General features: G+C 60.1%; 17 protein-coding genes and 1 riboswitch. Of the genes, 10 read left to right on the top strand and 7 right to left on the bottom strand.

Annotated elements, in window-relative coordinates; all coding sequences use genetic code 11:
• Window positions 1–3: 3 nt before the first annotated feature.
• Genes C2E19_RS03550 through C2E19_RS03560 form a run of 3 tightly spaced genes read left to right on the top strand, consistent with a single transcriptional unit; the run spans window position 4 to window position 3,472 of the window.
• Complete coding sequence (locus C2E19_RS03550; protein ID WP_129396084.1) at window positions 4–1,440, top strand: PIG-L family deacetylase; 1,437 nt, start codon at window positions 4–6, stop codon at window positions 1,438–1,440.
• Window positions 1,437–2,591 carry a glycosyltransferase family 4 protein gene (locus C2E19_RS03555; protein WP_129388174.1) on the top strand — a complete coding sequence of 385 codons (1,155 nt, stop codon included), beginning with the start codon at window positions 1,437–1,439 and terminating at the stop codon, window positions 2,589–2,591. The genes C2E19_RS03550 and C2E19_RS03555 overlap by 4 nt, the downstream gene beginning before the upstream one ends.
• On the top strand, window positions 2,588–3,472 hold the full coding sequence (locus C2E19_RS03560) for a glycosyltransferase (RefSeq protein WP_129388177.1): 885 nt from the start codon (window positions 2,588–2,590) through the stop codon (window positions 3,470–3,472). The genes C2E19_RS03555 and C2E19_RS03560 overlap by 4 nt, the downstream gene beginning before the upstream one ends.
• 18 nt (window positions 3,473–3,490) lie before the next feature.
• On the opposite strand, the gene C2E19_RS03565 is transcribed toward C2E19_RS03560, so the two are convergent.
• Complete coding sequence (locus tag C2E19_RS03565) at window positions 3,491–4,708, bottom strand: acyltransferase (RefSeq protein ID WP_129388180.1); 1,218 nt, start codon at window positions 4,706–4,708, stop codon at window positions 3,491–3,493.
• Window positions 4,708–6,570 (bottom strand): bifunctional O-antigen ligase/aminoglycoside phosphotransferase family protein, encoded by a 1,863-nt coding sequence (locus C2E19_RS03570; protein ID WP_129388183.1) that lies wholly within the window; start codon window positions 6,568–6,570, stop codon window positions 4,708–4,710. Before C2E19_RS03570 ends, C2E19_RS03565 begins: the two co-directional genes overlap by 1 nt.
• 154 nt (window positions 6,571–6,724) lie before the next feature.
• Here C2E19_RS03570 and msbA point away from each other — a divergent pair, with 154 nt between their 5' ends.
• The 4 genes from msbA (at window position 6,725) to hldE (ending at window position 11,616) form a co-directional block, all read left to right on the top strand.
• On the top strand, window positions 6,725–8,527 hold the full coding sequence (gene msbA / locus C2E19_RS03575; protein WP_129388186.1) for a lipid A export permease/ATP-binding protein MsbA: 1,803 nt from the start codon (window positions 6,725–6,727) through the stop codon (window positions 8,525–8,527).
• 256 nt (window positions 8,528–8,783) lie between these two features.
• Window positions 8,784–9,488: a sulfotransferase family 2 domain-containing protein gene (locus C2E19_RS03585; protein ID WP_129388189.1), complete on the top strand. Its 705-nt coding sequence runs from the start codon at window positions 8,784–8,786 to the stop codon at window positions 9,486–9,488.
• Window positions 9,481–10,092, top strand: coding sequence for an adenylyl-sulfate kinase (gene cysC / locus C2E19_RS03590; RefSeq protein WP_129388192.1), 612 nt, complete (start codon window positions 9,481–9,483; stop codon window positions 10,090–10,092). Before C2E19_RS03585 ends, cysC begins: the two co-directional genes overlap by 8 nt.
• Window positions 10,093–10,194: 102 nt before the next feature.
• On the top strand, window positions 10,195–11,616 hold the full coding sequence (gene hldE / locus C2E19_RS03595; RefSeq protein ID WP_129388195.1) for a bifunctional D-glycero-beta-D-manno-heptose-7-phosphate kinase/D-glycero-beta-D-manno-heptose 1-phosphate adenylyltransferase HldE: 1,422 nt from the start codon (window positions 10,195–10,197) through the stop codon (window positions 11,614–11,616).
• A gap of 77 nt (window positions 11,617–11,693) precedes the next feature.
• On the opposite strand, the gene C2E19_RS03600 is transcribed toward hldE, so the two are convergent.
• From C2E19_RS03600 to C2E19_RS03615, 4 genes are all read right to left on the bottom strand, one after another.
• Window positions 11,694–12,662 carry a metal ABC transporter ATPase gene (locus C2E19_RS03600; protein ID WP_129388198.1) on the bottom strand — a complete coding sequence of 323 codons (969 nt, stop codon included), beginning with the start codon at window positions 12,660–12,662 and terminating at the stop codon, window positions 11,694–11,696.
• 31 nt (window positions 12,663–12,693) lie between these two features.
• Window positions 12,694–13,506 carry an aldo/keto reductase gene (locus C2E19_RS03605; RefSeq protein ID WP_129388201.1) on the bottom strand — a complete coding sequence of 271 codons (813 nt, stop codon included), beginning with the start codon at window positions 13,504–13,506 and terminating at the stop codon, window positions 12,694–12,696.
• On the bottom strand, window positions 13,503–14,678 hold the full coding sequence (locus tag C2E19_RS03610; protein WP_129388204.1) for an FAD-binding oxidoreductase: 1,176 nt from the start codon (window positions 14,676–14,678) through the stop codon (window positions 13,503–13,505). Before C2E19_RS03610 ends, C2E19_RS03605 begins: the two co-directional genes overlap by 4 nt.
• Window positions 14,679–14,824: 146 nt before the next feature.
• Entirely contained in the window at window positions 14,825–15,157 is a 333-nt protein-coding gene (locus C2E19_RS03615; RefSeq protein ID WP_016985677.1) for a multidrug efflux SMR transporter, read from the bottom strand.
• Window positions 15,158–15,266: 109 nt separating this feature from the next.
• Here C2E19_RS03615 and C2E19_RS03620 point away from each other — a divergent pair, with 109 nt between their 5' ends.
• Window positions 15,267–16,163, top strand: a complete 897-nt coding sequence (locus C2E19_RS03620; protein ID WP_129388207.1) for a LysR family transcriptional regulator — start codon at window positions 15,267–15,269, stop codon at window positions 16,161–16,163.
• An 11-nt stretch (window positions 16,164–16,174) separates the two neighbouring features.
• The gene (waaA, locus tag C2E19_RS03625; RefSeq protein WP_129388210.1) at window positions 16,175–17,449 is read left to right on the top strand and encodes a lipid IV(A) 3-deoxy-D-manno-octulosonic acid transferase; all 1,275 of its coding nucleotides are present in this window, start codon (window positions 16,175–16,177) and stop codon (window positions 17,447–17,449) included.
• Window positions 17,450–17,618: 169 nt separating this feature from the next.
• Here the strand turns inward: waaA and C2E19_RS03635 are convergent, their stop codons facing one another.
• Window positions 17,619–19,052 (bottom strand): TolC family outer membrane protein, encoded by a 1,434-nt coding sequence (locus C2E19_RS03635; RefSeq protein WP_129388213.1) that lies wholly within the window; start codon window positions 19,050–19,052, stop codon window positions 17,619–17,621.
• A gap of 206 nt (window positions 19,053–19,258) precedes the next feature.
• Window positions 19,259–19,364, top strand: a riboswitch (TPP riboswitch).
• Between the two features lie 146 nt (window positions 19,365–19,510).
• Between C2E19_RS03635 and thiC the strand changes: the two genes are divergently transcribed.
• Window positions 19,511–21,403 carry a phosphomethylpyrimidine synthase ThiC gene (thiC, locus tag C2E19_RS03640; protein WP_129388215.1) on the top strand — a complete coding sequence of 631 codons (1,893 nt, stop codon included), beginning with the start codon at window positions 19,511–19,513 and terminating at the stop codon, window positions 21,401–21,403.
• Window positions 21,404–21,493 lie beyond the last annotated feature (90 nt).

Consider the following 21,493-nt stretch of genomic DNA (forward strand, 5'->3'; position numbering starts at 1 on the left):
CCCATGAGCCGCAAACAGCAACTGCTCAAGCGCCATCGGCGCAACAAACGTGTCGGCCTGCTGATTGCGCTGATCGTGTTGATCGTGATCGGCGTGCTGGTGGCCTGGTGGTTGCCGCTGGTACTGGCAGTGATCGGCTGGATCGCCCATGAAGCGTGGTTCGCCGATCATTTGTTCTATTCGCCGAAAGACGATTACCAGTACAGCTTCCCGCCGTTTACGCCACAGCCAAAAGTGCACCTCAACGGTGAGCAACTGCGCCTGGATGAAGGCGTGATGGTGATGGATGACGCCACGCTGATTCTGGCGTTGCGAGTCAAAAGCACCTGGCTGGGACGCTTCTTCGATCCTCGTGTCGAGCTGACGGGCGGCCCGAATCCGGACGCACAAGCTTTTGAGCGTGGGGTTAACGGCCTGCGCTATCTGAACCTCAGCGGTCAGGCACAGGCCTTGTCGCAAGGCTCGCTGCGTTTGCGCGGGCGTTTTTGCCGCGTCTCTGGCGAACCGGTGTTGTGGGCGCTGGAGCAAACCGATTATCGCCGTCAGCGGGTCTTGGTGATCGCACCGCACGCCGACGACGCCGAACTGGCAGCCTTCGGGTTGTACAGCCAGGCAGACGAAGCCTGGATTGTCACCCTGACCGCCGGCGAAATCGAAGCCGAACACTATCAGCAGATGGGCCTGAACAAGGTCGAAGCGGCGCGGCTCAAGGGCCGATTGCGCGCCTGGGACAGCCTCGCCGTGCCGCGCTGGGCCGGCGTGCCGACGGAAAACTGCGTGCAGCTGGGCTATTTCTGTCTGCAACTGGCAGCGATGCAGGCTGCACCGAATCAAGCGATTGGTTCACGCGAAGCGGATCTGGACGATACCCGTCTGTTCCGTCAGTTGAATCCGTTCACCTTGCCGGGCGACGTCGATGGCGCACCGACCTGGAACAATTTGCTGGCCGACCTGCGCGAAGTGTTGCTGCGTGCACGTCCTGACGTGATCGTGCTGCCGCACCCGACGCTGGATCCGCATCCCGACCATATCTGTAGCCAGCAAGCTGTGTTGCAAGTGCTGGGCAGTCTCGACTGGCAGCCGACGCTGCTCGGTTACGCCAACCATCTGCATGACAATGATCGCTGGCCCATGGGCAACGCCGGTGAGGGCATCGCGCTGCCACCGGCCTTCGACGCCGCCGTACCGATGCAGCCGTTGTGTTTGCCGCTGACCCTTGCGCAGCAACGCGACAAGGCCATGGCGCTGGGCATGATGCATGACTTGCAGCCGCCAGCACCGTTCAAGCGCCGTTTGCGTCGCTTGATTCAACGCGTGCTGGCCGGGCGTGCGCCGTCGGTGTACGGCGAGAACGAGTTCTTTCGAAAAGCGGTCCGACGCCAGGAATTACTCTGGCTGCTGAAACCGGGTGAATCAGGCGTGAATCGGGGAGATTTATGAGTCAACGGTCAAAGGTTCTGCAGCTGCAGCCCGATTACAACGTCAAAGCCCATGATTTCGCCGACCTTGCCGAGCAGATCGTCAAGGCATTGCCTTCGGATCGCTATGAGATCACGGCGGCGTTCCTGCGCGGCAAACCCGCGCCTGGTGAGCCGGTCAGCCGCGCCGATCGTTCGGTGTATTTCGAGTTTTCCGACAAGTCCCTCAAAGGCATGCGCCTGCGGGCGATGTGGGAACTGTACAAGTTCTGCCGACGGGAAAAGTTCGACGTAGTCATCTGCAACCGCTTCAAACCGGTGAACATGATGCTTACCCTGAACCGCTGGTTGAAGGTGCCGCTGTGCATTGGCATCTCCCACGGTTTCGGCGAGTACGACCGCTTCTACCGCCGCCGCCAGACTCAACGCCTGATTGATCGGCACTGGCGCTTCGTCGGTGTCTCGCCTGCGGTCAAACAGTACCTGCTGGACTGCGATTGCGGTTTCACCGACCAGAATACTTACGCCATCACCAACGCCATCGACATCGAACAGGCCGAAGGCTTGCAACACAGCCGCGAAAAGGCACGTGAGCTACTCGGTATCGATCCGAATGTGCGCCTGATCGGCGCGCTGGGGCGACTGGTTTCGGTCAAGGGTCACACCTATCTGTTGCAGGCATTTGCCGCGCTCAAGGACAAATACCCGAACACGCAGTTGGCGATCATCGGTGCCGGGCGCCTGCAAGCGCCGCTGGCTGCCGAGATCGAAAAACTGAGTTTGAGCGGTCGCGCACATCTGCTGGGTTTCAAGGAAAACGCGCTGCAATACGTGCGCGCGTTTGATATCTGGACGATGCCGTCGCTGGCCGAAGGTCTCGGTCTGGCGTTGCTGGAAGGCATGAGCGGACATTTGCCGGTGATCGCCTCGAACGTGCCGGCGATGGTGCCGCTGATCGAAGGCGCCGGCGGTCTGGCGATTACGCCCAAGGATGTGCCGAGTATTGTCGCGGCGCTGGATCAGTACCTTGCGCTGACCGATGACGAACTCAAGGCCAAGGGCGAACAGTCCTACCGCTATCTGCAGGACCAACATGACATCGAGGTGTTCCGTCAGGAGTACCTCGACCTGATCGACTCAGGCCTGGCACAGGCTCGCAAGGAGCAGCCATGAGCGAAGCGAACGCCCTCGTCACCGTGATCATCGCCTCATACAACCACGGGCCATACATTGAGGAAAGCATCCTCAGTGTCATCAACCAGACCTACAAGAACATCGAACTGCTGGTGATCGATGACGGCTCGAACGACGACAGCGTCGAGCGCATCAACGCCTTGCAGGCACAGTACGGTTTCGATTTTCGGGTGCAGCAGAATCAGGGCCTGACCAATACGCTCAACGGCGCCATCGCGCGCGCCAAGGGCAGTCTGATTGTGCCGTTCGGTTCCGACGACATCATGTACCCGGAGCGCATCGCGGTTCAGGTGGCGTACATGGACGGCAAACCGGAAGTGGGGATTTGCGCCGGCAACATCGAATTGATGGACGCTGACGGCAATCTCTATCCGGAAAAACGTCAGCGTCGCGACGTGCCGTTCCGTCGTCTGGATTTCGATGACATGTTTCTGGAGCGCAAACCGTATCCACCAGCACCGACTCTGATGATCCGCCGCGAGGCGCTGGACAAGGTTGGCGGGTTCGATCCGACGATTCGTCTTGAGGATCTGTATATCGAGTTGAAGGTGACGCGTGCCGGTTATTTCATCGACGGCTTGAACATGGTCATGGCGCGCTACCGCAAGCACGCCACCAACTCGTACAAGAACCACCGTTTCATGATCGAAAGCATCCTGCGTATCTACGCATTGTTCAGCGATCACCCGCTGTACGACGAAGTGCGTTACAAGGCGCTCAACTCGATGTTCCTCAAGACCGCCAACCGCAATCGCAAGTTGGCGTGGGAGCTGCTGAAGCAGATCCCGTTCAAGGCTTGGAACAAGAAGACCTGGCGCGGTCTTGGGCGGTTACTGTTTTCGCCGCAGGAAAAGAGCTGAAACTGCGGTCGCCCGCGCTTAGCGGGCGACTTTCTCCGGGAGCTGCTTATCGCCTTTCTGGCGCGAGCGAATCCACTGCAGCATCTTCTTGCCGGCGGCCATGCCCGGCAACTCGATGTACAGAAAGCTCAGGCTGCTGATCAGAATCAGCAGGCACGTGCAGATCGCGATCAGCGGCAGATAGACATCCGCGTCCCGCGCGTCGAGATTCAGCAGCAGCGGCAGACGCTGCACCATCAGCCACAACACGAAACCGTGCAGCAGATAGGTGCTGTAGCTGATCTCGCCGAGCCAGCGGATGCTGCGTGGCTTGAGCGCACCGAACAGGCTGTTGCCCGACGCCACGATCACGAAAAACAGTGACAGCAGGAACAGCGGCCCGGTCTTGAAGGCACGGTTGAACGCGGTGAACGCAATCACCAGCGCCAGTAACGCAATGATCGCCGCCAGAGGTGTACGACTCCACGCCACCAACGCCGGTCGGCGAATCCAGTACGCCGCCGCGATGCCGCCGAGAAAACTGGCGATGAAGTGCTTCTTCAGCGAATGCTCCCAACCGACCACTTGATACAGCACATAGATGCCGATCAGGCACAGCACCACTTGTATCCAGTTGCCGCGGTAGATGAAGACCATCCCGGCCAGCGGCAGCGCCAGATAGAAGAATACTTCATAGGCCAGCGTCCAGGTGACGTTGGAGATCAGCATGCCGGTTTGCGGATATTGGTTGATGTCGGGGCGGTCAAAAGTCAGCCACGCCATAATCTGTTTGAACAGGGCGCTGCCAGGCTCCTTCAGCTCCCAGTTCTGCAAATGGAACACGGTGACAAAGACAATCAGCATCAGCGGCAGGTACAGCGGATAAAGTCGAAACACCCGCGAAATGCCAAACGCCAACCAATCGTGCTGACGCCCTTGGGTCAGCAGACGGTTCCAGAACAGAAATCCGGTGATCATGAAAAACAGCGCAACGCTGCCCTGACCGATCATCGAGTAAAAGTTGCTGGGCGGAAATCCGAACTCTCCAGTGCGCAGAAAAATCCAGGTAATGACCGCGTGGTGCACGAAAACACCAAACGCCAGATAGCCACGCAAGCCATCAATGCTGGCATAGCGGCTTTCACCGGAATGCTGCAGATGGCGGGCGATTTTCGGCACGACGCGCAGCAATAGCGCGGCGGATACGATGGCCAGCGCATAGGCGGCCAACGCAATCAGGGGGTTAGTCTCGATCATCAGTGAACTCGGGCCGGAGTGTTGCCGGCCAGCACTTGCCTGTGCAGATTATCCACCGCAGATTGCGACGCCGTGACGGCGTAGCCCTGAAGCAGTGCTTCGAAGTGTTCTTCGAACAGCCAGCGTTTGTCGACGGTGTAACGCTGCATATGGCGCAAATTTCGCTGGCGCAGGGCCAGACTGAGCGGGCTAGGGTAAACGCGCAGGTCAGCCAGATCAATCAAGCCGAACTCGCCATCCTCCAGCACCAACACGTTGCCCAAATGCAGAGAGCGGAAATAGACACCTTTCTCATGCAGTTGCGCCATGAACTTGCCAAAGCGTTCCACCAGCGCCTGACGAACGGCCGGTGCGGTAATGCTCTGCAATACCTGGCGCAGCGTGTGGCCGGGCAGGGGGGCGTAGTGCACGGCGCTGCTGCCATCGTTGAGGCGATACAGGTTGAGCACTTGCGGGGTTGGAATACCCATCAGGCGCAACTGTTCACTGTTGACGGCAAAGCGTTCGGAGTACGGATTGAAGTTGCCCGAGGTGTACCAGCGACGACGGCGGAACAGCTTGAGGAAGCTGCCATCGGTCAGGCGCAAGACTTTCGGGCCCAAACCATCCTCTTCGATCACCTGAGCGGCGTTGCTCAGATTTTGCAGGCCGGTGACGGTGAGTTTTTGCACCGGCATTGTCAGCAGGCGCCGCGCACGTTGATTGATGCTCAGTGCCGCGATCAGTGCCAGCGGAATCCACAACAGGAACCAGTGCTCCTTGGGCCGTGAAATGATTCCGCCACCTTCGGTCAGTCCGGCGCCGATGCCAAAGATCAGCAGCGTCGAGGCAACAATCAACAGTGGTTGTACGCGCTGGCGCCAACTGCTCAGCAGGCCCCAGAAAATGAAGAACAGCCACGGCAACAGGCCGAAGATGCCGACGTAATAGAGAACGCCCAGCACGAAACTGTGCGGCTCCTGGAAGTTGATGCCGACACCGGGGTCGACAGACAGCGTGGCGCTGTAGCCGTGACCGATCCAAGGATGGTCGGCAATCATGTGCAGCACCTGTTTCCAGATTTCCAGTCGATACGAATCGCCACGTTCGATGATCATTTGTGCAAACAGGAAGGCGACCGTTACACCGCTGAGCGCCAGGCCGATCAACAAGCCTATCGAGCGACGGTTCCAGCAAATGAAGCACAGCCACAACGCGGCCATTGTCAGCGCCACAAGCGGCGTTCTGGACCCGGTGCCGATTACTGCCATAAACATGATTGCCATTGCCGGCACACTCAGCCACATCATCTGGCGGCGTTTGCAGGTCATGGTCACGCTCAGCCAATAGGCGCTGAAGAAACCGAACAGGTGCGAGCTGAGCAATGGGTTGTCAAAAGCGCCACCGCCGATCAGACGCATGCCGGGTTCGTAAGTATGGGCGAATCTGAACAAGAACCACGTCGTTGCGAGCAGCGCCACCAACGCGGCGCCGAACAGTAAAGGTTGCAGGATCTCACTGCGATAACGCACCAGCAGATAGGTGCCGGCAAACAGCAGCAAGGTGTGCAGTGACGGTTTGAACATCCCGGCGATACCTTCGTCGCGCGGTCCCCAACTGAGGCTGAGCAAGGCCCAGGCGACAAACACCAGCAGCGCGACGAACACCGGCTCGCGTAGCAACTCCTTGAGTTCACGCGGACGCAGGCACAAAGCGATCAATGTCGGAATGCTGAACAAGCCGTAAAAAAGCTTGTGATGCAGACTTCGGCCCGGCAGAAAAAACAGCGCGCACAAGAGCAGGAAATAGCCGGCGGGAAGAATCCACAGGCTAATGAAATCGAAGACTCGATTGGACGTACTGTTAAAGCCGCGAAGTTGCATGCTGTGAGATTCAATCCTGAAGTTGATCGACCATTCGGGTGATGGCTATTTGATGCTGAAAAACGTGCCTAACAATAACAGCCTTTCGCCGTTTGCCAGAACCCTGAAGAAGCTGTGCTAAAGTCAGCGTCCTTTTTATCGACTTTCGCGTGATATGACTGACTCCAGTACCGCCGCAAGCCCTTCGAGCTTGAAAATCTACTTCCGCCTGCTCGGCTATGTTCGGCCGTACATCAGTCTGTTCCTGATCAGCATCGTCGGTTTCCTGATTTTCGCTTCGACCCAGCCGATGCTTGGCTACATACTCAAGTACTTCGTCGACGGCCTGTCCAACCCTGAGGCGGTGCTGTTTCCAAGCGTCCCATACCTGCGCGATCTGCAACTGTTGCAGGCTGTTCCGCTGCTGATCATCCTGATTGCCGCGTGGCAGGGTCTGGGATCTTATCTGGGCAACTACTTTCTGGCCAAGGTTTCCCTCGGTCTGGTGCACGACCTGCGGGTGCAGTTGTTCAACAACCTGCTGGTGCTGCCGAACCGCTACTTCGACAAGCATAACTCCGGTCATCTGATTTCGCGTATCACCTTCAACGTGACCATGGTCACGGGGGCGGCAACCGATGCGATCAAGGTCGTAATCCGTGAAGGCATGACGGTGATCTTCCTCTTCGCCTCCCTGCTGTTCATGAACTGGAAGCTGACGCTGGTGATGGTCGCGATCCTGCCGTTGATCGCCGTGATGGTGCGTACCGCGAGCAAGAAATTCCGCAAGCAGAGCAAGAAGATCCAGCTGGCCATGGGCGACGTCACGCACGTGGCCTCGGAAACCATCCAGGGCTATCGCGTGGTGCGCAGCTTCGGCGGCGAAGTCTACGAAGAGAAGCGCTTCCTCAAGGCCAGCCAGAGCAACACCGACAAACAGCTGCGCATGACCCGCACCGGCGCTATCTATACGCCGATGCTGCAGCTAGTGATTTACAGCGCCATGGCCGTGCTGATGTTCCTCGTCCTGTACCTGCGCGGTGACGCCTCGGCCGGTGACATGGTTGCCTACATCACCTTGGCCGGCCTGCTGCCGAAACCGATTCGCCAATTGTCCGAAGTCAGCTCGACGATCCAGAAGGGCGTGGCCGGTGCCGAAAGCATCTTCGAACAGCTGGACGTCGCGCCTGAAGTCGATACCGGTACAGTCACGCGTGACTCGGTGACCGGTCGTCTGGATGTGCGCAACCTGAGCTTCACCTACCCGGACACCGAGCGCCAGGTGCTCGACAACATTAGCTTTAGCGTCGAGCCGGGGCAGATGGTCGCGCTGGTCGGCCGTTCCGGCAGCGGCAAGTCGACGCTGGCCAATCTGATTCCGCGTTTCTATCACCACGACAAGGGTGAAATCCTCATCGACGGTGTCGAAGTCGAAAACTACAAGTTGCTGAACCTGCGTCGTCATATCGCACAGGTGACTCAGCACGTGACCCTGTTCAGCGACACCGTGGCCAACAACATCGCGTATGGCGATCTGGCTGGCGCGCCGCGTGAAGACATCGAAAAAGCCGCGCGTGACGCCTACGCGATGGACTTCATCGCGCAATTGCCCGAAGGCCTCGATACGCAGGTCGGCGAAAACGGTGTGCTGCTTTCCGGCGGCCAGCGTCAGCGCCTGGCGATTGCCCGCGCCTTGCTGAAGAACGCTCCGCTGCTGATTCTCGACGAGGCCACTTCGGCACTCGACACCGAATCCGAGCGGCACATTCAGGCCGCTCTGGATCAAGTGATGAAGGGCCGTACCACGCTGGTGATTGCCCACCGTCTGTCGACCATCGAGAAAGCCGATCTGATCCTGGTCATGGATCAGGGCCGTATCGTCGAGCGCGGCACGCATGATCAATTGCTGGCGCAGAACGGCTACTACGCACGCCTCAACGCCATGGGCCTCGATGCCCCGGCTGAAGACATCGCCTGAGACTGCCCGCGCGGCCCTGTAGGAGCTGCCGCAGGCTGCGATCTTTTGATCTGTTTTTCTAGACGCAGGGTGAAAAGATCGCAGCCTTCGGCAGCTCCTACAGGGAAAGTGCATTGCAGTTGTGGGCCGTTGTTTGTATCCAGACCTTTACCCTTCTTGACCAAACCGGCATAAAACCGGGCACCGCGCTTGTTAAGGTTCCTCAACGAACTCTTACATCTATCGAAGGGGCTATCCCCGTCGCGCGGGTACTCTCATGTTGCAACGCTATCTGTGGAAACTGCTGCCCAAGCCGCAGCGAGCCTTTCTGCTTGGGCGCTTGTCGGTGGTTGACCGGCAGGTCGTGAACAAGTCGTTGTCGGCCTGTGTGGTGTTTCCAAAGGCTTTCCAGCAGCACGGGTGTCTGTTCATTCATGTGCCCAAGTGCGCTGGCAGCAGTGTCTGCGAGGCGATGTTCGACGGCTGGCGTCCGGGGCATCTGCCCTTGTACTGGTATCAGGAACAGTTTCCCCAACAATTCGCCACGGCCTGGAAGTTCGCTTTCGTGCGGGATCCGCTGGAGCGCGCGTACTCGGCCTTCGCGTTTCTGCGCGGTAATGAACTGAGTGGCCGCGATCAGGCGGCGCAGCAACTGGTCAGGCAGTATCGGGATTTCGACGATTTTGTTTTGCGCTGGCTACATCCAGACAACATCTCTCGGCAATTGCACTTCGCTGCGCAAACCGATTTTCTCACTGACTCGCTAGGCCATCTGGCGCTGGATTTCATCGGCTATCAAGAACATCTGCAGCGCGACTTTCAGTTGGTCTGCGAGCAGTTGGGATTGGCCAGTCAGTTGCCCCACGTCAACAGCTCTCGGCAACGTCAGCCAATGCCTGCACGCGAGTTTTGCACCGCGCGCACCCGGCGCTTGGTGAAACGGACTTATCAGCGCGATTATGAGTTGCTCGGTTATGAATGAATCCCTGTCGCTGCCGGCGCCAGCGCCGGCCATTCGCCCTTATGGCTTGGCGTTGTCGCATCAGGCCCGCGCCATGATCAAGGGGCAGCGTCCGCGTTGCCTGTGGCTGACCGGGTTTTCCGGCGCAGGCAAGTCGACACTGGCCAATGCGCTGGAGCTGTATCTGCATCAGTATGGCCTGCACACGTTTTTACTCGATGGCGACAATGTGCGCAGTGGCCTGTGTCGCGATCTGGGCATGGGCGATAGCTGTCGCCGCGAGAACATTCGGCGTATGGCGGAAGTGGCGCGGCTGATGGTCGATGCCGGGTTGATCGTGATCGTCGCGGCCATCTCGCCGTTTCGCGCCGAGCGCGACGCCGCACGCCGACTTTTTGCACCGGAGGATTTTATCGAGGTGCACGTCAGTACCTCGTTGCAGGTCTGTGCGCGGCGCGATCCGAAAGGGTTGTATCAAGCGGTTCGCGAGGGCCGGATCAACAACTTCACCGGCGTCGACAGTCCTTATGAGGCTCCGCTGAGTGCGGAATGCCGAATCGACACCGAGGCCCTTGAACTGCCTGAAGCCTGTCAGCAGTTGGCAGCGTTGCTGCTCAAAAAATGAGCAAAAAAGCCAGCTGTTTCATCCTGTTGCAGCCCGCGCACAAGCCTTCGCCAACCCTGTGTTAATATCGCGCCCCTGTTCATTTTGTATGTGGGTTGCTCCATGAAGTTGTCCATGCCGCGATTCGATCAAGCCCCTGTCTTGGTGGTCGGCGATGTCATGCTCGACCGTTACTGGCATGGTGGTACCTCACGGATTTCCCCTGAGGCGCCGGTTCCGGTCGTAAAAGTCGAGCAAATCGAAGACCGCCCGGGCGGCGCTGCCAACGTTGCCTTGAACATTGCCGCGCTGGGTGCGCCGGCGTCGCTGGTCGGTGTGACCGGTGATGACGAAGCCGCCGACAGCCTGAGCAACAGTCTCAAGGGCGCGGGCGTGCGTGCGCTGTTCCAGCGCATCGCGCATCAGCCGACCATCGTCAAATTGCGGGTCATGAGCCGGCACCAGCAATTGCTGCGTATCGACTTTGAAGAACCGTTCGCCACCGATGCCCTGGCCTTGGCCTCGCAGGTCGATGACCTGCTCGAAGGCATCAAGGTGCTGGTGCTGTCGGACTACGGCAAAGGCGCGCTGAAAAACCATCAGGCCTTGATCCAGGCTGCTCGCGCCAAGGGCATTCCGGTGCTGGCCGATCCCAAGGGCAAGGACTTCTCGATCTATCGTGGCGCCAGCCTGATCACGCCGAACCTCAGCGAGTTCGAAACCATCGTTGGCGGTTGCGCCGACGAGCACGAGTTGGTGAGCAAGGGCGCGACCCTGATGCACGACCTCGAACTCGGTGCCTTGCTGGTGACCCGTGGCGAGCACGGCATGACCCTGTTGCGCCCGGATCATCCGGCGTTGCACTTGCCGGCCCGCGCCCGCGAAGTGTTCGACGTGACCGGTGCCGGCGACACGGTGATTTCTACATTGGCGGCAGCGATTGCGGCCGGTGAAGAACTGCCGCACGCGGTAGCCCTGGCCAACCTGGCGGCGGGCATCGTTGTCGGCAAGCTGGGTACAGCTGCGATCAGCGCGCCGGAACTGCGTCGCGCGATTCAGCGCGAAGAAGGTTCCGAGCGCGGCGTGCTGGGTCTGGAACAACTGCTGTTGGCGGTTGACGATGCTCGCGCGCACAACGAGCGAATCGTCTTCACCAATGGCTGCTTCGATATCCTCCATGCCGGCCATGTCACCTATCTGGAACAGGCGCGTGCGCAAGGCGACCGTCTGATCGTGGCAGTCAACGATGACGCTTCCGTCAGCCGTCTGAAAGGGCCGGGTCGTCCGATCAACAGTGTCGACCGGCGCATGGCGGTGCTTGCCGGACTCGGTGCGGTGGACTGGGTGATCAGCTTCCCTGAAGGCACCCCGGAAAACCTCCTGCGCGAGGTCAAGCCGGACGTGCTGGTCAAAGGTGGGGATTACGGCATCGACCAGGTGGTCGGCGCCGATATCGTCGCCGCTTACGGCGGCACGGTGAAAGTGCTGGGGCTGGTGGAAAACAGCTCGACCACGGCGATCGTCGAAAAAATCCGCGGTCAATAAAGTCAAAAGATCGCAGCCTGCGGCAGCTCCTACAATATTTCCCTGTAGAAGCTGCCGCAGGCTGCGATCTTTTGCTTTCAGGAATTCACTTTCTTGCGCGGCACGATCTTCTTCAGCAACTGTTTGGCCCTGCCGCGCAACCGCGCCAGGCCAGTAGCCTTCTCCGGCGGCGTCAAACCCTGCTGACGCAACCAGTCCTTCCAGCGAATCCGCTCTTCACGCACCAGCCAGCCATCCTGTTTGGCAAAACTCTCAGCCAGATACAGTCCACGGGTGCCCGCCGGGTACAGCTGGCCTTTTTTCAGGGTGTAGAGTTCGGCCAGCGGCTCGCCATCCTGCAGCGGCATCAAGTATAGATCCGGACGTTTGCGATCCAGCCGCGCCACCAGTTGATCGCCTTCCAGTCGCTCATCGACATGAAACAGGCTCAGGGACTTGGCTTCCTTGGGCACTTCCAGTCGCAGGTCGTAGATCAATTGCAGCGAGGCGGTGGGCAAATGCACATAGGCCCGTGGTCGTTCCTGCAATTGCAGGTTGGCGCAGCGCACCGGCCGCGCCGAGCCGGAGAGTGGCGTCAGGCGAAAGGGCAGGGCTTCGCGATAATGCAGCGCCGTCGCATAAGGCGCCGGCAGCCAAGTGTCATTGAAACGCCCGCCGAGCCAGCCTTCCGGGGTTTCCAGCAGGCACTCTTCAGCAATCTCCTGAATGGCGGTGTGCAGCGGAATATTCAGCTCGTGGGCTGGCACGTAACCGGAAATGAGCTTGAGCACCACATCGCCGCGATCCTGCCGACGCTGGCGCACCAGTACCCAGAAATCGCGATTCTGCCAATGCAAGGTCAGGCGCACCGACACCCCAAGGTTGGCCAGTTCCAGCGAGAAACGCTCGGCATCGGCGACGCTCACCGGTTTGCGTCGCTGCAAGGTCTGGGCGAAATTCAGCGGCATGCCGACGCTCTGATAGGTCAGGCCTTCGGGCGTGGCTTCGACGAACAGCGGCAGGGTCTTGAAGTTGCTCGGGTTCTTTCTGATGAGCGTGCGCGGCATATCGGCTCCTGCTTAAGGCCGCGAAGCGGCGTCAGTGACCACGAAGGACCTGGGCAACGGTCGCTACGTTGTGGGCGAGGTGCAGCGGATTGATCGTGCCGACAATAGCACTGGCCACACCAGGCTGCGCGAACAGCAATTCGAAACTGGCACGCACCGGATCGACGCCGGGGCTCAGGCAGACATGACCACTGGCCAAGGCTTTTTTCACCAGAATGGCTTTGCCGTGGGCAGCAGCATAGTCAATGACAGCCTTATCGTTTTGTTCGTTCAGATTGTAGGTGATCATTGCGCAGTCGCCTTGCTCCAATGCTTTCAAGCCACCTTCGACGGTTTTGCCGGAGAAACCGAAACCAAGAATCTTGCCCTCGGCCTTGAGTGCCGCGAGTGTCGCGTAAACTTCTTCGTGCTCGAGGATCGCCATGTCGTTGCCGTCGGAATGCACCAGCACCAGGTCGACAAAATCGGTTTCAAGACGTTGCAGGCTGCGCTCGACCGACATTCGCGTGTGTGTCGCGCTGAAGTCATGGTGCGACAAGCCATCGGCAAACTCTTCGCCAACCTTGCTGACGATCACCCAGTCCTGTCGCTGGCCACGCAACAGCGGGCCGAGGCGTTCTTCGCTGCGGCCATAGGCCGGGGCGGTGTCGATCAGGTTGATGCCCAGTTCGCGCGCCTGGCGCAGAAGCATGCGCGCCTCATCGTCGCCAGGAATCTGGAAACCGTTGGGGTATTTCACCCCTTGGTCGCGGCCGAGTTTGACCGTGCCCAGGCCCAGAGGCGAAACCATCAGGCCGGTGCTGCCCAGTGGGCGATGCAGATCATGCAGGTTGGCGATGCTCATGGCAGCAGTTGCTCCCAGGCTGGAACACCCATCGGTGGTTTCGGCAGGGCTGGCAATGGTTCGCTGGCTTGCGGCTGAATAGCGTCGCGCTCCAGCGAGGCGATCACCCGGTCGGCAAAGTCCGGCGCCAATGCCAGCTTGGTTGGCCAGCCCACCAGCAGGCGACCCTGTTCGGCAAGGAAGGCGTTGTCGGGGCGTGTCAGCCCGGTTTGCAGCGGTTCGGCACGGTCAACGCGCAAGGTCGCCCATTGCGTGGTGCTGAGGTCGATCCATGGCAGCAACTGGGCGATTTCCTTTTGCGCGGTGGCGATCTGTTCGGCCGGCTCGCGGTGCACGCCTTCGCTTTCAGCAATGTCGCCGCCCATGTACCAGACCCACTGGCCATCAGCCGCCGGATGCGTGGTCACGGTGATGCGCGGTTTGGTGCCGCCGCCCAGGCAATGCGCGTACAGCGGTTTCAGGCCCGGGCCTTTGGCGATGATCATGTGCAGCGGCCGGCGTTGCATGGCCGGTTGCGTCAGACCGAGGTCTTCAAGCAATTGCGCGGTGCCGGCGCCAGCGCTGAGGACGATGCGCTGGGCGCGGATCTCGCGGCCGTCGACTTTCAAACCGACCAGCACACCTGCTTCCAGCAGCGGCTCGATGGTTTGCCCGGCGAGCAGGCCATCACCGGCCAGATCGGCCAGGCGCTGAATCAGGCTCGGCACATCGACCACCAGCTCGGCGAGGCGGTAGACCTTGCCCTTGAAGCGCTTGTCCTGCAGGGCTGGTGGCAGTTGCTCGCCCTTGACCTGATCGACGCGGCCGCGCACGGCTTTGCTGGCGAAGAAACTGGTGAGGTTGCCGGCGAGGGTGCCGGGCGACCACAGGTAATGAGCTTCGGACAACAGGCGCACGCCGGTCAGATCCAGCTCGCCATTGCCGGCCAGCGCTTCACGCCAACGGCGCGGCATGTCGGCAATGGCTTCCGAGGCACCCGTCAGCGCGCCGTGCAGCGCGTATTTGGCGCCGCCGTGAATGATGCCTTGGGATTTAACGCTCTGCCCACCGCCGAGGCTGGCGCTTTCCACCAGCACGGTCGAAAAACCCTGACGGCGCAGACGCGCGTTCAACCAGAGGCCGGCGACACCAGCGCCGACAATCAGAACGTCGGTGGAAATAACGGATGGCATGCAACGACCTCAGTGTTCAAGACGAGGGCGCAGTATACAGACTCGGAGTTCGGCTTCAGATGTGAAAAAAGATCGCAGCCTGCGGCAGCTCCTACACAGAGAATGCGATCCCCTGTAGGAGCTGCCGCAGGCTGCGATCTTTTTCCTCAGTGCCCCGCGGTTTTCGAGAACAACTGGATCACCACGACGCCCAGCACAATCAAGGCCATCCCCAGCATCGCCGGAATATCCAGTTTTTGCCCGTAAATGAACAGCGCCGCGACGCTGACCATCACGATGCCCATCCCGGCCCACACCGCGTAGGCCACACCGACCGGTACGGTGCGTACCACCAGGGTCAACATCCAGAACGCAATCGCGTAGCCGACGATGACCAGCACCAGCGGCAGCGGCGTGCTGAAGCCTTTGACTGCTTTCATCGAGACGGTGGCGATGACTTCGGCGCAGATGGCAATGGCCAGGTAGGCGTAGGCGTTCATGGTTCAAATCCTCATGTGAAACGTTGCTTGCTGAGGCGGCATTCTAGAGATTCCCCAGATGGGGTAAAGTCATTACCTATCTGTTTCGAAGATGGGTTGGTACGTCAGCATGCAATGGAATCTCGATCAGCTACGGGTGTTTGTCGATGTCGCCGAGCAACGCTCGTTTTCGGCGGTGGCACGCCAGCAACGCAAGGCCCAGTCGGCGATCAGTAGCGCGGTTGCGATGCTGGAAGATGATCTGGGTGTCAGCCTGTTCGAGCGTAGCAGCGGTCGTCAGCCAACGCTCACTGAAGCGGGCGACGCGCTGCTCGAAGAGGCGCGGGAAGTCTTGCGTCAATGCGAACGCCTGAATGGTCGGGCGATGGCGATGCTGCGCGGCCAGGAAGCGCAACTGCGGGTGGCCCAGGACGAAGCGATGCCTTATCAGGCGCTGGTGGAAAGTTTCGGTGCACTGGCCGAGCAGTTTCCCAGCCTCGAATTACAGCTGACCAGCGCTGCCCAAGGCGAGGTCGCGCGCAAACTGGTCGAACGGCGTGCCGACCTGGGTTTGCTGTTCTACCACGACGAAATCCCCGAAGCGCTAGAGCGCCGAGTGCTCGGCAGCGTGGAAATGGTCACGGTCTGCGGCATCAATCATCCGTTGGCGACGCAGTCCTATGTCACCTGCCAGCAATTGGCGCAACACCGGCAACTGTTGATGTCGACGCAAACCAGCGTTTACCCCGGCAACGAGCCGGCCAGCCCACAAGTGTGGCGCGCCGACAGTTTCTACGTGATGGCCGAATGGCTGGTGCGCGATCTGGGTTGGGCCTGGTTGCCGCGGCATGTGGTGCAGTATTCGGCGTATCAGGGTTTGATGGTCGAACTCGACAGCGAATGGACGCCGCCGGCGCTGGTGGTCGAACTGGTCTGGCGCCGCGATGAGCCTTTAGGCCCGGCGGCACGTTGGCTGGCGGAGCGTTTTGCCGTGCACTTGCGCGCGATCGGCGAGAAAAGTCGATAAACTCCGCCGCCATGAATAGAACTCTGTACACCGCGCTGTTTTACCTGGGGCTGCCATTGGTGGCGATTCGGCTGTGGCTGCGGGCGCGCAAGGCGCCGGCGTACGCCAAGCGCATAGGCGAGCGTTTCTCCTACGGCATGCCGACGCTGCAACCCGGCGGCATCTGGGTGCACGCGGTGTCGGTGGGCGAAAGTATCGCCGCTGCGCCGATGATCCGCGCTCTGCTGCAGCGTTATCCACAGTTGCCGATCACCGTGACCTGCATGACGCCGACCGGATCGGAGCGGATTCAGGCGCTGTTCGCCAACGAGCCGCGCATCCAGCATTGCTATCTGCCGTATGACTTGCCGTGTGCGGCGGCGCGGTTTCTTGACCGCGTGCAGCCGAAACTCGCGGTGATCATGGAAACCGAGCTGTGGCCCAACCACATTCATCAGTGCGCCAAGCGCGGGATTCCGGTGGCGCTGGCCAACGGGCGTTTGTCCGAGCGCTCGGCTAAAGGTTATGGTCGCTTCAACAAGCTGACCGCACCGATGCTCGCCGAGATGAGCCTGTTTGCCGTGCAGACCGAAACCGAAGCCCAGCGCTTCCGCGATCTCGGCGCTCGCGCGCAGACGGTCGAAGTCACTGGTTCGATCAAGTTCGACCTGACCATCGACCCGCAACTGCTGCAACGCGCCGCCGACCTGCGCAGCCAATGGCAGGCACTGGAGCGTCCGGTGTGGATCGCCGCCAGTACCCACGAAGGCGAGGACGAAGTGGTGCTCGACGCCCACCGTCGCTTGCTGGCCAATCACCCGGATGCGTTGCTGATTCTGGTGCCGCGTCATCCTGAGCGTTTCAATTCGGTGTTCGAACTGTGCCAGCGCGAAGGTTTTGCCACGGTGCGGCGTTCGACCGCGGCCGATGTCGATGCGCAGACGTCAGTGCTGCTCGGCGACACCATGGGCGAGTTGCTGTTTCTCTATGCCCTGGCGGACAGCGCGTTTGTCGGCGGCAGTCTGGTGGCGAACGGCGGGCACAATCTGCTGGAACCGGCAGCCTTGGCGAAACCGGTGCTCAGTGGCCCGCACCTGTTCAACTTCCTCGACATCGCCGCGCAATTGCGCGAAGCCGGGGCGTTGGCCGAGGTCGATGATGCCGAAGGGTTGGCAGTGGAAGTGCAGCGCTTGTTCGAATTGCCGCGTGATGCGCAGCGCATGGCCGACGCCGGGCTGGCAGTGATGTGCCGCAATCAAGGTGCATTGCAGCGCTTGCTGGATGGCTTGGGCCGACTGATCAAATAGTCGCTTGGAATATGACTGTGGCGAGGGGATTTATCCCCGTTGGGTTGCGAAGCAGCCCCAAAACCATTCACCGCGGTGATTCAGGAAAACCCTGTTCACCGGTATTGCGACTGCTGCGCAGCCGAACGAGGATAAATCCCCTCGCCACAGGGGATTCATTCCAGATTGTTTACGGGCGCGCCTTGAGCTGCGCTTCGGCCGCCTTGGCCAGATCCGGCGGGAGGAAATCCTTGTCCGGGTTGTAGTCGGCTTTCAGATAACGCCGCAGATCTTCCAGATCCCCCGGATTCAACGTCCCCGCCGCCTGCTTCAAGCGCAGGTTGTCGAGAATGTAGTCATACCGCGTGTTGTTGTAGTTGCGCACCGAGGTGTACAGCTGACGCTGCGCATCGAGCACGTCAACGATGTTGCGGGTACCCACCTGATAACCGATTTCGGTGGCTTCCACCGCGCTCTGGTTGGAAATGATCGATTGCTTGCGCGCCTGCACCTGCTCGACGTCGGTGTTCACCGCACGGTGCAGGTTGCGGGTGTTCTCGACGATCTGCCGACGCAGCGATTCACGTTGCTGCTCGCTCTGATCCAGTTGCGCATACGACTGGCGCACTTGCGAACTGGTCAGGCCGCCGCTGTAAATCGGTACGCTCAATTGCAGGCCCACTGTGGTCTGCTCGACGTTGCCGTGGTACGGCGCGCCGAACACGCTTGGGTTGCCGAAACCGAGGGCGTCGTTGTCACCTTTTTCGTATTTGGCCACAGCGTCGAGAGTCGGCAAGTGGCCGGCCTTACGCTGTTTCAAGGTCTCTTCAGCCGAGCTGACGGCGAAGTTGCTGGCCAGCAGATTGAGGTTCTGTTTCGCTGCGGTGTCGACCCAGGCCTTGGCGTCATTTGGCGCCGGCGGCAGGATCGGCAGCGAGTGGACGATGCCCTGAATCGAGTTGTACTGACGGTTGGTCAGGGTGATCAGCGCTTCGAACGCATCATCGACCTGACGCTGCGCAACGATGCGGTTGGCCCGCGCAGTGTCGTAACTGGCTTGCGATTGCAGGACGTCGGTCTTGTCCGACAGGCCGACATCGAAACGCTCGTTGGACTGGTCGAGCTGGCGCTTGAAGGCGGCTTCTTCAGCCTTGGTCGAGGCGAGGTTGTCCTGGCTGCGCAGCACGTTGAAGTAATCTTCCGCCGATTGCAGGATCAGGTTCTGCTCGGTCGCTGACAGTTGCAGCGCGGCCTGCTCGTTGACGTCCTTGGCGGCCTGGTACTGGAACCAGCGATCGGCGCGGAACAACGGTTGGGCGAGGGTCGCCTGATACGAGTGAGCGCTGCGATTGGCGACGGCCGAAGGCTGATCGATCGAGGTGCGCACGTTGGCGGTTTCGGCGCCACCGGACAGGTTCGGCAGCAAACCGGCGCGGGCCTGTGGCACCACTTCTTTCTGGGCGCCGTACTGGGCGCGGGCGGCGGCCAGATCGGCGTTGTTGTCGACCGCTTCCTGATAGACGCTGACCAGATCGGTTTTGGTCGACAAGGGCGCTTCTGCTGCCCAGGCCATTGCGTTGGACGCACAAGACACGGCAACAGCCAGTGAAAGTTTGCGCAGCATGAGGCGATCCCTAGCATTAATATTATGGAAGTAATCCGGGCGCCAAAGGTAAGGCGCAGGCCCCATAGCGTCAAGGCGTGACGGGGCAAGGCGAGTGTAGTTGCGCATTTGCATGACAACAATCGGCCAAGCCCCTGTATTTGCGCCATTCATCATGGTGATTGCTGCGGTGTTGGCGTTCTTTGCCAGTTGTGTCTAGACTGGCCGGGTTCTTGTCGGGGTGCCTTGCTATGAGGCTGAGATCGAATAATTTCGGATCCCGTTGAACCTGATCAGGTTAGCGCCTGCGTAGGGAACAAGATTTCTCGTCACCCGGCGAGTCCTCTTGTGCTTCGTCCGGGAAATTGTTCGACAATCGAACGCTCGACGACGATGCACAGCACCAGTCCTGGTGCGTCCGTGCCTTTCAGGTTCTGCTCCGACAATCCACTGCCTGGATGCTGTCTGGAGAGCCCGTGATGACTACTACAAAATCAAAAAACGCGATCAACCTGAGTGACTCGGCCAAGGTCGACGAGCAATCGGTCAAGCCGTTCACCCGTTCGCAAAAAGTCTACGTTCAGGGCTCGCGCCCGGACATCCGCGTGCCGATGCGCGAAATCACCCTCGACGTGACCCCGACCGACTTCGGCGGCGAAATCAACGCGCCGGTCACTGTCTACGACACCTCCGGCCCGTACACCGATCCGAACGTGATTATCGATGTGCGCAAAGGCCTGGCCGATGTGCGTTCGGCGTGGATCGACGACCGTGGCGACACCGAGCGTCTGACGGGCCTGAGTTCCAACTTCGGTCGCGAGCGCCTCGCCGACCCGGAACTGACCAAACTGCGCTTTGCCCACGTCAACAATCCGCGCCGCGCCAAGGCCGGTGGCAATGTCACGCAGATGCACTACGCGCGTCAGGGCATCATCACGCCCGAGATGGAATTCGTTGCCATCCGCGAAAACATGAAGCTAGAAGTGGCCCGCGCCGCCGGCTTGCTGGATCAGCAACACCCGGGTCACAGCTTCGGCGCCAGCGTGCCGAAAATCATCACCCCTGAATTTGTCCGCGAAGAGATCGCCCGTGGCCGCGCAATCATTCCGGCCAACATCAACCACACCGAACTGGAACCGATGATCATCGGCCGTAACTTCCTGGTGAAGATCAACGGCAACATCGGCAACAGCGCGCTGGGTTCGTCCATCGAAGAAGAAGTGGCGAAACTGACCTGGGGCATTCGCTGGGGCGCGGACAACATCATGGACTTGTCCACTGGCAAGCACATTCACGAAACCCGCGAGTGGATTATCCGTAACTCGCCAGTGCCGATCGGCACGGTGCCGATCTATCAGGCGCTGGAAAAAGTCGGCGGCGCGGCCGAAGACCTGACGTGGGAGCTGTTCCGCGACACATTGATCGAGCAGGCCGAACAGGGCGTCGATTACTTCACCATTCACGCCGGTGTGTTGCTGCGCTACGTGCCGCTGACCGCCAAACGCGTGACCGGTATCGTTTCGCGTGGCGGTTCGATCATGGCCAAGTGGTGCCTGGCGCATCACAAGGAAAACTTCGCCTACACGCATTTCGAAGAAATCTGCGAAATCATGAAAGCCTATGACGTCAGCTTCTCGCTGGGTGATGGCTTGCGTCCGGGGTCGATTGCCGACGCCAACGACGCTGCCCAGTTCGGTGAGCTGGAAACCCTCGGCGAGCTGACCAAGATCGCCTGGAAGCACGACGTGCAAACGATGATCGAAGGCCCGGGCCACGTGCCGATGCAGTTGATCAAAGAGAACATGGACAAGCAGCTGGAGTGCTGCGACGAGGCTCCGTTCTACACCCTCGGCCCGCTGACCACTGACATCGCACCGGGTTACGACCACATCACCTCCGGTATCGGTGCGGCGATGATCGGCTGGTTCGGTTGCGCGATGCTTTGCTACGTGACGCCGAAGGAGCACTTGGGCCTGCCGAACAAGGATGACGTGAAGACCGGGATCATCACCTACAAGATCGCCGCGCATGCGGCGGACTTGGCCAAGGGGCATCCGGGTGCGCAGATTCGCGACAACGCCTTGAGCAAGGCGCGCTTTGAATTCCGCTGGGAAGACCAGTTCAACCTGGGACTTGATCCGGACACTGCGCGTTCGTATCACGATGAAACCCTGCCGAAGGATTCGGCGAAGGTCGCGCACTTCTGTTCGATGTGCGGGCCGAAATTCTGCTCGATGAAGATCACGCAGGAAGTTCGCGAATACGCGGCCAACCAGCGGATCGAAGCGGTCGACGTAGATATCGCCCAAGGCCTGGCGGAACAGGCCGAGCGGTTCAAGAAGGAAGGCAGTCAGCTGTACAAGAAGGTTTGATCTGACCTGAAAGGGTGGGCCTGCAAGGGCCCCTTCGCGAGCAGGCTCGCTCCCACTTTGGAATGCATTCAAGTGTGGGAGCGAGCCTGC

It is taken from the genome of Pseudomonas sp. DTU12.3, assembly GCF_004124275.1.
Lineage (GTDB): Bacteria > Pseudomonadota > Gammaproteobacteria > Pseudomonadales > Pseudomonadaceae > Aquipseudomonas > Aquipseudomonas helmanticensis.

Bases quoted from the DNA above. Each gene is read 5' to 3' on its own strand.
- C2E19_RS03550 (WP_129396084.1), top strand. From the start codon at position 4: ATGAGCCGCAAACAGCAACTGCTCAAGCGCCATCGGCGCAACAAACGT.
- C2E19_RS03555 (WP_129388174.1), top strand. From the start codon at position 1,437: ATGAGTCAACGGTCAAAGGTTCTGCAGCTGCAGCCCGATTACAACGTC.
- C2E19_RS03560 (WP_129388177.1), top strand. From the start codon at position 2,588: ATGAGCGAAGCGAACGCCCTCGTCACCGTGATCATCGCCTCATACAAC.
- C2E19_RS03565 (WP_129388180.1), bottom strand. From the start codon at position 4,708: ATGATCGAGACTAACCCCCTGATTGCGTTGGCCGCCTATGCGCTGGCC.
- C2E19_RS03570 (WP_129388183.1), bottom strand. From the start codon at position 6,570: ATGCAACTTCGCGGCTTTAACAGTACGTCCAATCGAGTCTTCGATTTC.
- msbA (WP_129388186.1), top strand. From the start codon at position 6,725: ATGACTGACTCCAGTACCGCCGCAAGCCCTTCGAGCTTGAAAATCTAC.
- C2E19_RS03585 (WP_129388189.1), top strand. From the start codon at position 8,784: ATGTTGCAACGCTATCTGTGGAAACTGCTGCCCAAGCCGCAGCGAGCC.
- cysC (WP_129388192.1), top strand. From the start codon at position 9,481: ATGAATGAATCCCTGTCGCTGCCGGCGCCAGCGCCGGCCATTCGCCCT.
- hldE (WP_129388195.1), top strand. From the start codon at position 10,195: ATGAAGTTGTCCATGCCGCGATTCGATCAAGCCCCTGTCTTGGTGGTC.
- C2E19_RS03600 (WP_129388198.1), bottom strand. From the start codon at position 12,662: ATGCCGCGCACGCTCATCAGAAAGAACCCGAGCAACTTCAAGACCCTG.
- C2E19_RS03605 (WP_129388201.1), bottom strand. From the start codon at position 13,506: ATGAGCATCGCCAACCTGCATGATCTGCATCGCCCACTGGGCAGCACC.
- C2E19_RS03610 (WP_129388204.1), bottom strand. From the start codon at position 14,678: ATGCCATCCGTTATTTCCACCGACGTTCTGATTGTCGGCGCTGGTGTC.
- C2E19_RS03615 (WP_016985677.1), bottom strand. From the start codon at position 15,157: ATGAACGCCTACGCCTACCTGGCCATTGCCATCTGCGCCGAAGTCATC.
- C2E19_RS03620 (WP_129388207.1), top strand. From the start codon at position 15,267: ATGCAATGGAATCTCGATCAGCTACGGGTGTTTGTCGATGTCGCCGAG.
- waaA (WP_129388210.1), top strand. From the start codon at position 16,175: ATGAATAGAACTCTGTACACCGCGCTGTTTTACCTGGGGCTGCCATTG.
- C2E19_RS03635 (WP_129388213.1), bottom strand. From the start codon at position 19,052: ATGCTGCGCAAACTTTCACTGGCTGTTGCCGTGTCTTGTGCGTCCAAC.
- thiC (WP_129388215.1), top strand. From the start codon at position 19,511: ATGACTACTACAAAATCAAAAAACGCGATCAACCTGAGTGACTCGGCC.